The organism is Heliorestis convoluta, from assembly GCF_009649955.1.
In the GTDB taxonomy this organism is placed as follows: domain Bacteria; phylum Bacillota; class Desulfitobacteriia; order Heliobacteriales; family Heliobacteriaceae; genus Heliorestis; species Heliorestis convoluta.
In genome coordinates this window covers 1,277,853-1,289,403 of sequence record NZ_CP045875.1, presented here as the reverse complement: position 1 = coordinate 1,289,403, position 11,551 = coordinate 1,277,853, and the positions used below count along the sequence as shown (strand labels likewise).

The 11,551-nt window shown below is 46.7% G+C and carries 11 protein-coding genes; 3 read left to right on the top strand and 8 right to left on the bottom strand.

Annotation, left to right across the window (positions count from 1 at the left end):
• Positions 1-35: 35 nt before the first annotated feature.
• From FTV88_RS05960 to FTV88_RS05945, 4 genes are all read right to left on the bottom strand, one after another.
• Positions 36-887 carry a class I SAM-dependent methyltransferase gene (locus FTV88_RS05960; RefSeq protein WP_243137369.1) on the bottom strand — a complete coding sequence of 284 codons (852 nt, stop codon included), beginning with the start codon at positions 885-887 and terminating at the stop codon, positions 36-38.
• Between the two features lie 142 nt (positions 888-1,029).
• Positions 1,030-2,601, bottom strand: coding sequence for a murein biosynthesis integral membrane protein MurJ (gene murJ, locus FTV88_RS05955; RefSeq protein WP_153724830.1), 1,572 nt, complete (start codon positions 2,599-2,601; stop codon positions 1,030-1,032).
• A gap of 9 nt (positions 2,602-2,610) precedes the next feature.
• Positions 2,611-4,110, bottom strand: coding sequence for a glycosyltransferase (locus FTV88_RS05950; RefSeq protein WP_153724829.1), 1,500 nt, complete (start codon positions 4,108-4,110; stop codon positions 2,611-2,613).
• A gap of 60 nt (positions 4,111-4,170) precedes the next feature.
• The gene (locus FTV88_RS05945) at positions 4,171-4,875 is read right to left on the bottom strand and encodes an SLAP domain-containing protein (protein ID WP_153724828.1); all 705 of its coding nucleotides are present in this window, start codon (positions 4,873-4,875) and stop codon (positions 4,171-4,173) included.
• 215 nt (positions 4,876-5,090) lie between these two features.
• On the opposite strand from FTV88_RS05945, the gene FTV88_RS05940 reads away from it, so the two are divergent.
• From FTV88_RS05940 to FTV88_RS05930, 3 genes are all read left to right on the top strand, one after another.
• Complete coding sequence (locus tag FTV88_RS05940) at positions 5,091-5,753, top strand: uracil-DNA glycosylase (RefSeq protein WP_153724827.1); 663 nt, start codon at positions 5,091-5,093, stop codon at positions 5,751-5,753.
• Between the two features lie 166 nt (positions 5,754-5,919).
• Entirely contained in the window at positions 5,920-6,552 is a 633-nt protein-coding gene (locus FTV88_RS05935) for a 4Fe-4S binding protein (RefSeq protein WP_162007920.1), read from the top strand.
• A gap of 114 nt (positions 6,553-6,666) precedes the next feature.
• The gene (locus tag FTV88_RS05930; RefSeq protein ID WP_162007919.1) at positions 6,667-7,413 is read left to right on the top strand and encodes a copper amine oxidase N-terminal domain-containing protein; all 747 of its coding nucleotides are present in this window, start codon (positions 6,667-6,669) and stop codon (positions 7,411-7,413) included.
• 686 nt (positions 7,414-8,099) lie between these two features.
• Here the strand turns inward: FTV88_RS05930 and FTV88_RS05920 are convergent.
• Genes FTV88_RS05920 through FTV88_RS05905 form a run of 4 tightly spaced genes read right to left on the bottom strand, consistent with a single transcriptional unit; the run spans position 8,100 to position 11,508 of the window.
• Positions 8,100-8,972: an ABC transporter permease gene (locus tag FTV88_RS05920; protein WP_153724823.1), complete on the bottom strand. Its 873-nt coding sequence runs from the start codon at positions 8,970-8,972 to the stop codon at positions 8,100-8,102.
• Positions 8,969-9,664, bottom strand: coding sequence for an ABC transporter ATP-binding protein (locus FTV88_RS05915; RefSeq protein ID WP_153724822.1), 696 nt, complete (start codon positions 9,662-9,664; stop codon positions 8,969-8,971). The genes FTV88_RS05920 and FTV88_RS05915 overlap by 4 nt, the downstream gene beginning before the upstream one ends.
• A 48-nt stretch (positions 9,665-9,712) precedes the next feature.
• Positions 9,713-10,915, bottom strand: coding sequence for an ABC transporter permease (locus FTV88_RS05910; protein WP_153724821.1), 1,203 nt, complete (start codon positions 10,913-10,915; stop codon positions 9,713-9,715).
• Positions 10,915-11,508 (bottom strand): Fe-S-containing protein, encoded by a 594-nt coding sequence (locus tag FTV88_RS05905; protein WP_153724820.1) that lies wholly within the window; start codon positions 11,506-11,508, stop codon positions 10,915-10,917. The genes FTV88_RS05910 and FTV88_RS05905 overlap by 1 nt, the downstream gene beginning before the upstream one ends.
• Between the last annotated feature and the right edge of the window lie 43 nt (positions 11,509-11,551).

Below are 11,551 nucleotides of genomic sequence, written 5' to 3'. Positions count from 1 at the left end.
GCTTGTTTCGTGTTGCTTCGTTTTGTGATTTTACGTTACTTTTTTTCTAGTATTACGACGACCATGCGGACGAGGTATTCTCGTAAAGAGGGGTTTTTACTTAAGGGGGCTAGGAAGTCTCTTAAGGGTGCTTCTCGGTAATAGGCTACTTTCAGGTAGGGTGTTTTTTGGAGTATTTTTTCGAAGCGTTCGATGGTCATACCGTTGACGTAGCTTAGGTACTCTTGCCCTTTTTCATCTTTGCTAAAGCGAAAGGCGATTCGTTTTTCGCCGTCTGGATAGGCTCGTACTAGGTCTTTGTAGGCTTGAATCAGTGTTTCTTCGGAGAAAAAGCGATGTACCCAGGGAATGGCGATGGCATCGGATAGGTGGGCGCCGTAGGGGTGGTAGTAAGGTGGGAAGTTCACATAGAGACGCCCCCCTTTTCTTAAGACCCTGTGGGCTTCACGTAAAGCGCCTTCGGGATTGCCTACGTGTTCCATAAAGTCATTGGCGATAATGACGTCAAAGGTTTCGTCGGCAAAGGGCATGGCTGTTGCATCTGCTGCCACAAAGTCAACGCGTTCCCCTAGGCCTTCTTGCTCTGCGAGAGCTTGGGCTTCCGCGATAAAATCAGGCAGTAAGTCAAGTCCTACCACCTTTTTGACACCACGGGTCCCATAATAACAGGTCTTACCACCGGGCCCACAGCCCATGTCGAGAACCGTACGATCTTGAAATAGCTCTTTTTCCGATACTGCCTGCAGAAAATAGCGCAAGGTCTCGCCACCGCGCTCCATCTGCCACTGCGCCGTGCTTTTTGTTCCATCCTGGGCCATGTTCAAAGGGTGGGCTGGTTGTGGAAATAGCTTGTTCAAAAGTTTAAGCGTAGAGACTGATAGAGTCACTGTGCTAACCTGCCTTTGTCTGAAAAGTGAAATCAAAAGGCCTACTCGAGTGTCGAGTGTATCTTGCTTGTTGTTACGTTGTAGGTCCGGGCATTAGGGGATGATTCGTTGTGGCTTGGCTATGAACATTGCTCACACGCTCTTATGAACGAATCTTTGCTATGAGAGCGCCGCCTTTTTCGCGAGCCATATCGATGGCCATGTTCACTTCTTCAATGCCCATGATCCAGACGAGGAAAGCATAGACGGCAAAACCTGTACCGATGGCACCTGCAAGTTGGATAATTTCACCAAATCCTCGCTGGTAGCCTACGAGTTGGTAGAGGTAATCATTGACAAAGTAAACGACTACACCCATGATAGCCGCTGCAAACAAAGTCTTGCCGAAGACAACAAGTTGACCGGACAAGTTCCAGCCACCAGTGCGCTTCCATAAAATCCAGCCAAGAACGATCATATTGAGGGCTGTGGAGATAGATGTGGCTAGAGCCAGCCCGCCGTGGCCCATGGGACCAATGAGCAAAAGATTTAACACAATATGTATGGCGACTGATAAAGCGCCAATTTTTACAGGTGTTTTGGTATCTTGTAGAGCGTAAAAGACACGCGTATATAGATCGCGCATGGCGGAAGGTAAAATGCCTAAAGCATACCAGAAGAGCGCAATGGATGTGGCAATTGTATTTTCTGGCGTAAAAGCGCCTCTTTCAAATATCAAACGAATGGTTGGTATAGCTAGGACCATCATGCCTACGGTCATAGGTATGAGCAAAAGGGTATAGTAGTTGGTACCGCGGCCGAAAGCTCGTTGCATGCCTGCAAAGTCACCGCGGGCCACCAAGGCAGATAGAGCTGGAAAAATAGGCACAGCAATGGCTTGGACAAAAATGCCCATGGGCAATTGCATAACTTGGTTGGCAAAGTTTAGTGCAGCGATACTCCCCGCTTCTAATCCAGAGGCAAGGATGCGGTCAATTAAAATATTGACTTGCCCAATGCCTACGCCAATAATAACTGGCACGATTAACAAGCCCACCTGACGAACCAGCGGATCTTTTAGATCCATGGTCATCTTATAACGAAAGCCGTATCGTGGTAAGATGGGTACTTGTATGGCCAACTGTAAAAAAAGTCCAAACAAAATGCCTACAGCGAGGGCATAGACGCCCATGGTCGGCGAAAGAAAAATTATGGCGCCGATGACTGACATGGAAGCCACCAGTGGACCTAAGGCCGGGACGAGAAAGTGATCATAGGAATTTAGCATTCCCATGGTAATGCCCGCCACGGAGACAAAGATCAAGGTGGGAAACATAATCCGCATAAGATCAACCGTCAGATCTAGACGTTCTCCAGAAAAACCAGGCGCAATAAGCTTGACCACAGTGGGCGCAAAAATAATACCTAGAATGACCAGAAAGGTAAAAGCGATAAATACAATGTTAAAAATGGTAGAGCCCAAGCGCCAGGCTCTTTCTTTTTCATCTGCCACCAACAATTTGGTAAAGGCAGGAATAAAAGCAGCCATAAAAGCGCCTGTCATGGTAACGCCAAAAATATTTGGTAGTGTGTAGGCAACGACGTAAGCATCTACTAGCTCAACGGGAAAATAGTTGGCCGTAAGCATTTCACGGATAAAACCGAAAAAACGCCCTGCCAGCGTCACCACCATAATGAGGACTGCGGCTTGGGCGATGCGATTCGCTTTGGGCATAGTACACTCCTAGATCCACTTGCTCTTTTTTGCCTTTTCTTTGGGTGCTTTATTGTTATTTGTAAGTTTTAGCTTGTCCTCGTTCACAATATGCTCGTAAAAAGCCTCAGTACGTTCTGCCATTTTTTGCACTGTGAAACGCTCTTCGATTGTTTTCATGGCTGCTTGGCTGAGGCGTTTCATCTTATCTCGATTCTCTAGAAGATTCACAATGCCAGCGGCAAGAGCAAGGGGATCGCCTGCAGGGACGAGCACACCGTCTTTGCCGTCGCTAATCACTTCAGGAATTCCTCCAACACGACTGGCCACTACAGGGCAACCACTGATCATGCTTTCCATTACAGTCAGACAGAGACCTTCTGATAAAGAAGGCAAGGCGAGAATGTCGATGGCTCTGTAAATGACCGTTACATCATCTCGAAAACCAGCAAAAATGAAATAAGGCGACAAGCCTTCTTCGATCACGATTTTTTCAATCTCTGGGCGGTGAAAGCCATCTCCCACCAAGAGAAAACGAACATCGCGATGAAGCTTTACGATTTCTTTGGCTGCTTTTACAAGCACTTCATGACCTTTGACAGGGTGAAAACGCCCAACCATGCCGACAAGAGGTGTGCAGGCATTGAGACCATAATGGGCTCGCAGTTGCTGTGCTTCTTGATCACGGCAAATCGGTGCTGCACTCTGATCAAGGGTAAAAGAATTCACACAATAGGAAAGGGCTGTTTGGGGCTTTTTTCTCTTCTCAGGATTGCCATCAAAGCCTTTGCTACCTTGTTCGCTACTCTTACCGTCTACGCTTTTAAGGCTATCTTGGTGAGTAGCAATGTCTTCTTGTTCTTTCAAAGACACCTTGCTGTGTTCTTTTACTAGATCGAGACTCAGCTCTTCACTGTCAAAGTCATATTCTCTTATGTCGATACATTCTCGAGGACAAAGACCTTTTGGCTCTTCAGGTAACAGCAACGGACCTGTGAATTTTTCCAATTCAATGCCGTTGTGGATAACAGTGATCTTCTCACGCGGAATCCCTTGGTCAACAATATTTTGCTTAATAAAGTCAGAAATGGCGATATATCGATCGGTGAGGCCCGCTGTGGCTCGCTCCAGCCAGAAATTAAGACGGCGTGCAACTGCATCAGGGTAATCGTGTTCCAATACACTGTGAACCGTCGTAACGATTTTGCGGGATCCTACTAGCGCAGCAGCCAAACGACCAATCATATTGGCCCGAACCCCATGGGTGTGAACGATTTGGGGATCAATCTTCCGGATAACCTGAGCGACTTTCCATAAGCTGAAAAGATCGAATTTGCTTCGCATAGGCACAGCAACAGCAGGGATCCCTTGCTGCTCTGCCCATTGCAAGAGGGGTGCTGGAAAAAGGCAACACAAATGCACCTCGATTTTCCCAGGTGAAAGATGTCTGGCTAAGTCCAGGATATGAATCTCGGCGCCGCCGATTTCCCCTCCGCCAATTATATGCAATACTCGGATAGGCCTGGACATGGACTCTCCCCCATTGCCAGAATCATACTCATTATAGCGACAATTGCAGGGCAAAACAAGTTATACTTGTTTTGGGGTTGTACTTTTTATCTGCAAAGACCAGCTGCTCAGATCAGGATTTTTCTTCTGTACCATTTCTTCTGGAAAAACAAAGGTCCAAAGACGGGCTTTGCCTGGTGAGACAAGAAAATTCTCAAGTTGAAATTGCGCCTTGGCTGCTTCTTCCCCTTGGGCGTCTAGCAAGAGTAGAGGCAGGGCATCGATTTTTAAGGTCTTTTCTCCGCCATTGCGAATCATGACAGCAACGAGCAACTGCCCTTTGTTCACAGTAGCATGAAGCGGTGTAAAGCTAACTTCTCCTGGTTTCACAATGGGCATTTTTTTCAAAATGGCTTTTAGCTTTTCCTCTTGTTCTGGTGGATAGCCTTCTGGAAGACCTTCTAGCTCAAAGTCCTTTTGCCCGGTGGTCATATCTTCCATGTCAAAAAGGATGGCCCAATTGTCTTGCTTGATCTGATCTACGAGTACGTTTTTTCGATCAAAAGCGAGATCCCACTTTTTCTTTTCACCGGGCGCGATGCGACCCATCTCAGAAAGGTTGAAAGCTTGTTTTGCTAGGATTTTCCCTTTTTTATCGACAAGTAAGAGAGGAATCTCCTCAAAAATGACCGGTTGTTTCAAGTTATTTTTAAAGGTGGCACTTACTTGAACAACATCGTCTAGGTTGAGTAGAATGGAACCTTCTACGATTACTTCACCTTGCAATGCTTTTGCCTGCCTTTCTTGTCTTTATCTTACTTTATCTTGTCTTATTCTTGGACGAGGACGACAGTTTCTGGTTCGCCCTTTTATAAATCTATTTTTGAAAGTTTATTATTCTTCGGTATGTTAACCAAATCCTGCCTGTTTCTGCGTTGTCTTTGAAAAAAAGGCTTTTTGGTGGGGTAGATGGAATTGAATTTCAGAAAGGAGTAGACGATATGGCCATTTTGCGGAACGATTGGGCTCCTCTTTTGGAAGAGGAGTTTCAAAAAGATTATTACATAGAACTGCGAAAATTTTTGAAAAAAGAGTACCAGAGTGGTCTTGTGTACCCTGATATGTATGATATTTTTAATGCTCTTCATTATACTTCCTATGAAAATACGAAAGTAGTCATTTTAGGGCAAGATCCCTATCACGGGCCTGGGCAGGCTCATGGCTTGAGTTTTTCTGTGCCTCCGGGTCAACCTTTGCCACCTTCTTTGCAAAATATTTTTAAGGAACTTCAAAGCGATCTAGGCTGTCCTTTTCCTTCTTCTGGTTCTTTGGTGCACTGGGCACAGCAAGGGGTCTTGTTGCTGAATACGGTTTTGACAGTTCGGGCCGGGCAAGCCAATTCGCATAAAGGAAAGGGTTGGGAATTTTTTACCGATCAGGTAATTCGCAAGCTGAATGAACGAGAGAAGCCCGTTGTTTTTATTCTCTGGGGCAAAAACGCCCAGGATAAGAAATCGTTGATTACTGCTGCTCATCATCTTATAATTCAGTCGGTCCACCCCAGTCCCCTTTCGGCTCATCGTGGTTTTTTTGGCAGTCGCCCTTTTTCTCAGGCCAATGCCTTTTTGCGAAGTCAGGGGATGGTTGAGATTCAGTGGAGGTAGAGCTTTTGGCGTTTGCTGACAGATAGTGCTTACATAAGAATTAGAAGAATTCGGATTATGAACCCGCAAAAAGTTTCACAAATATGTTAAGTTTTTTATACCCCCCTACCGTATGGGCGATCCATGTGCTATAATAGCGCTAGTTTTTATATTGGAGGTATGGGGTATGTTTGCTAAGTACAAAGATTACGCTTTTTTAATTACACTATCTTATCTAACTTTGGGGCTTATCTATCCGCTTTTTGGATATGTTATGGCTCTTTGTATGGTAACAGCCATTGGAATTTCTATCTTTGCAGGTCGCAAGTGGTGTGGCACTCTTTGTCCACGAGGCTTTCTCTATGATAAGTTTCTAGGCCACAACAAGAAAAAAGCGATACCGAAGTGGCTTAAAGCCAAGGAAACTCGTTGGGCCTTTTTCGCTGTCTTTATGTCCGTTTTTGCATGGCGTGTCTATTTGACTGGTGGCGATGTCTATGCCATTGGTTCTGTATTTATTACGATGGGTATCATCTCTGGTTTGATTGGTCTAGGGTTAGGCATTTTCTACAAAACAAGAAGCTGGTGTGCGATTTGCCCGATGGGTACCATGGCCTCCTGGTTCTCTAGCTTACGAGCCAAGCCTGCAGCGCTTACTCTTGCCGCTGATTGTCGTGGCTGCCGTGTCTGTGAGAAAAGTTGTCCCATGGATGTGCCGATTGTAAGCTATAAAAGTACTGAGCCGGCCCCTGTTGCTGATAATGCTTGCATTAAGTGCAAAGTTTGTGTCAGCACCTGTCCTCGTGGTGCAATTGTCTAGTTTTTTTTGATTCCTTTCCATTTTATGTCTTTTCTGCTATTCCTTCTTTTTGTATAATATTGGTGGTATATAATGTGCCGATATTATCAATTGAATAGAGGAGGATTTTTAGCGATGAAAAAGCTATCGACAGCAGCTCTTGCAGGTGCCTTTACACTATCTCTGGCTTTCAGCGCAAGCGCCGCTGAAAGCCAAGAAGCTACCTTTGTAGTAGGTGCTGATGATTTTCAGGTGAACGGCCAAGAGATGGCTATGGAGAAAAGCGTTTTTATTGAAAACGATCGTGCTTATGCGCCTTTACGTTATTTGATGCCTGCGCTCGGCCTTGGGCATGAAAATGTAGCAATGGATGTAGAGACTCGTGCAATTACTCTTTCTCAAGGTGAGCAAAGTGTTGTGCTCACAGCCGGTAGCGATAGATTGATCGTAAATGGCGAAGAAGTTGAAATGGGCGTTGCACCGAAGTTCTCAGAAAGCTGTGTAATGGCTCCTGTTCGCTTTATCTCTGAAGCTTTTGGCTTCTCTGTAAGCTGGAACCAAGAAGAGCAAGCTGTCGTAATCTCTAAATCTTGCACAGGTGATGTGGAAGAAGAGATTGCTGAAGAAGAAGCTGCTGATGTAGAGGCTGATGCTGATGAGGCTACGGAAGAAGAGACCGACGCTGACGAAGCTGCCGATGTAGATGCTGATGCTGATGAAGCTACAGAAGAAGAAGGCGATGCTGACGAAGCTGTCGATGTAGACGCTGATGCTGATGAGGCTACGGAAGAAGAGACCACTGCTGACGAAGCTGCCGATGTAGACGCTGATGCTGATGAAGCTACGGAAGAAGAAGCCGATGCTGACGGTGAAAAAGCCTAGGAAACTTCCATTCTCTTTTACTTGTAGGTGAACGCATTTTCTTAATAAGATGCTTGTTTCTGCTTATCAGTGAGCAATTATGAAAAAGGCCTCCCTATTTCCGCTATGGAAGTAGGGAGGCCTTTTTTGTTATTACGAAAATCGCATAATGGTTGGCAAAGTTTCGTGGTGGGGTCAGGCGTTATGAATTCCTTCCGAACGGACTCATCCCACGCCATGAGCGGCAGCATAGCTGCCGATGGCTGAGGTCTGAAGTCCTCTCTCCAGGAAGTCATAACGCCTGACCCAGGTACATTTTACTGGTTGTGACTGAGTTTTGGCCTATTGCAAATACAATAGCCAGTTGTGTAAACATAGCAAGCAAAAAGTTACGCAAAACAATGCCAACAGGAGTAACAATCAGCAAAAACGCTCTGGGACTGGGCATCACGCTTTCCGCAGCGGGACTTGGGACCTCAGCTGTCGCCAGCTTGCTGGCGGTAACAGCGTGGGACCAGTCCAGAGCGGAGGAAAGCGTGATGACCAGGCCCCTGCACAAAGTAACGCCAACGTAATCAGGAAACATTGATTTTGATCAAATGGTTGTGCCCGACCAGGCATGGAGGGATAACACGAAAAAAGCACAATGGTTGGCAAGGTTTGGTGGCAGCGGGACTTGGAATCTCAGCGTATCAGTTTTTCCTTTATTATAGCGCCGCTTTGCCACTAGGGAGATCGGTGCCTCTGCGCATACCCAGTCGCAGTGAGAGCAAGCCTCCGAGAAGCGTTGCTAGGAGTAAAGGCGTGATCGTTCCTATGATATTCGAAAGGGACCAACCTGTTGTCATAGCGGTGGCGCCTAGGTCAGCCACAACAGTCGCTCCCCAAAAACCAAGAACAAGGCCACCGAGTGTACCGATCAGAGCCAGAATGATGATTTCCCCAAGCAGCAGCGTCTTGAGAGCACGGCGCGAGAAGCCAAGGGCACCTAAGATGGTCATCTCACGCATCCGCTCTTGTACAGAAAGATTGGTAAAAGCCGTAACGAGTGCTGCAATGGCCAAAGTCGTTACAGCCAATAGATAGAGTCGAAAAAGCGCCATTTGATCCGCGACCGTTTGTCGCCCTTCTTCGACATCGCGAATGGGTACAACCGTTGCTTCTGGTAAAAGGTTTTCTAGCTCTTGAAGGAGGACTAGCATGGTTGCTCGATCAGAAGCCTGGGCTTCAATCCGTGTGAAAGTCTCTGTCTCGGGATGGTGAAGCGCTATGATTTTTCCTTGCTCTACGAAAGGAGCTAGGATTTCTAAGGTTTCATAAGGCAGGTCCCTACCGCGATAGGAAAGGGCCGTATGAATGGGAAAACCACCATAGTGTAATATCATCTGATCGCTTCCCGGCGTGATGGTCAGGCGGTTTTCTTGCGTTGCGAGGCCTTGTTGCAATTGATCTTCGGCACCTTCTGTTAAGGCATTTAAGCCTCCATAAAAGGCTGTCGCTAGCATCATGATAATGATGAAAAAGATGGAGCGCGCCGGCGTACGCAATAACCCTTTTACGATTAGATCAAAGAGATTCAAGATCCTTCACCTGGCCTTTGTTTGGCAAGGACGATAGCGCCATCTTGCAAAGGAATGACGCGATGGGCCAAAGGTTCATAGGCCTGGTTATGAGTCACCATGACAACAGTGTGTCCTTCTTGGTTCAAATCCGTTAATAGAGCCATGACACGATCACCATTGGCTACATCAAGAGCGCCTGTCGGTTCATCGGCAAGAAGCAGGGGCGGTTCGTTGACAATGGCGCGGGCAATAGCAACCCTCTCTTGTTCACCACCGGAAAGTTGCTCTGGCAATCGGTGCCCTTTTTCAGCCAGGCCGACTTTTTCTAAAGCCATCTGGGCTTTTTCTTTTTGCTCTTTTTTGGGCATTGAAGTCATAACGAGAGGCAACATGACATTTTCTAGCGCTGTTAGATAGGGCATTAGATGAAATTGTTGAAAAACAAAGCCTACATATTCACGGCGAAAACGGGCCCGTTCTTCATCATTCAGTGCAACCACATCAATGCCATCAATACGCAACGTTCCTGTTGTCGGTTGCGTAAGCGCGCCTAGAATGGAGAGCAAGGTTGACTTTCCGGATCCAGAAGGGCCAACAAGGGCGACAAATTCGCCTGCTGCAATGGTTAAGTCAATTTGCTTTAGTGCCTTATAGGCTCTCTCACCCTGTCCGTAGGTATGAGACAGTTGTTGCGCTACAATCAGGCTCATTTTCTCCGTTTCACCTCCAAAGAAAGGGGCTATGATCTAGAAGTTGCTTTACCCAAGTAGGCGGGCCGGATCTTTTTTCGCGGCTTTGGAAAATAGCGGATAGGACGATAGGACGCCGACCAGTGTGGCGGCTGCTACAGTTAGAATTAGTTCAGAAGGATAGAAGAAAGTAAGGGGTGACAAGACACCTGGTGCCAAATAAGGCCACACAGCGAGAGAAAGAGCCAGCGCTGCACCATAGCCGATCAAGCCCGCCAATAAGCCAGCGAGACCCACTTGGGCGCTAAACAAAAGAGTTACTGTTTTGCGACCAAAGCCAATGGCTTGTAGTAAGGCGATTTCCCACTGCCGCTCACGAGCTTGTGCGGCCGCTGTTAATCCCACCAGCATAATGCCTGCCGCTGCAACGACAAGACCTGTTAGGGTGCTAAAAGCTGTAAAGCGCCCAATGATCAATTGTCTCATTTCTGCCGATTCTCTGACAGCCTCTACTTGATAGCCTGAAAGCGCTTCTTCAAGTTGGCTAACTATGATTTCAATGGGGCAAGTCGCACAAAGCGCTGCAATTTCCATCATAGAGATTTGTCCTGGTCGCTCTAGCAAGTGGCTCGCTAGGGTAAGATCGATGAGAGCCATATGATCTTCTGCTGTGCCCATGGGGTCTAAAAGAGCTTGCACAACAAAAAGATGATCTTCTATCAATACTTGATCCCCTAGAGCCCAGCCTCGCTCTGTGGCAATGCCATGGCCGAGGACAAGGCTATGGGGCTCTTCTTTGGCGATAAAATCTTTATGGTCCTTCGTTTCAGCATCTTGTTTTACCATAGAGTGATTAAAGCGATAGGCCGGTACATCACCCTGGAAAGAAGAAGGCCACTGCCCCTGGGCCGACCACCAGCGCTTTAGACGAATTTCTTCATCAAAAGCAACGCCCATGATCGTGAGAGGTCCCTGGGTTGCTTCTAGAATGCCGAGGACTTTGGGGCTGACGACAGCAAGGTTTTTGCTTTCTTCAATGGTAAAAACAGTTCTTACTGAATCTAGGGGCATGTCATATTGATCCGGTGGTGGTGCAATGACAATATTGGCACCGACGAGATCGAAAGCGTCGGCCAGTGCTGTTTCCATAGCTCGACTGAGCATCCAAGGAGAAAGGGTGCCTGCAACTGCGATGGTAATACCGAGCAAGAAGAGCAAGAAACGACCCCATTGCCGCTCAATGCTCTTGGTCAGAAAATAAAAGAGCGACATTAGCTGTAGTCCCTTGTGTTCCAGTTATTTGCGGCTTCTGCATCGATGATCAAGCGATCTCCATCGACGACATAAGGAAGCTCATCGGGTGGATAATTCATGCAAGCACCCATTTTTCCTTTTAAAGTATTCAAATCCCATCGCGTCGTACAGGCATTACATACTAGATCATCATCGGCTATGGTAAAACGATTGCTACCACAGGGTTCACAAACACTTACAGCCGCTACAACCCGGCCATTGGGTGCCACAAAAACAGAGAGCGGCAAAGCACGATCTTCTTGTTCATGTTCAAAGTAGACAAACTTTTTCGCTTCTACTTCTTGCAAAGACAAAACAATGCCCTCTGGCTCCTGCACATATTCAATGTCGGACATGGGGATCATTTGCCCTCTATAAGAGGGTTTTTCATCGACTACATAAGTTCCACCATGGGCAGAAACGGGAGCATTGTTGGGAGAGTAAAAAAGAAAAAAGCCAGCCACAAGGATTACGAAGAAAGCACCAATGAGCCCTGAAAGGACCATTGTTTTGTTTTTTGCAGCCTTTTGATTCTCTGCTGAAAACTTTTGACGCTTATTTTCTTTTGTCATGACGACCGACCTTTCCTTAAGTGTAAGGGGACGGAATAAATCA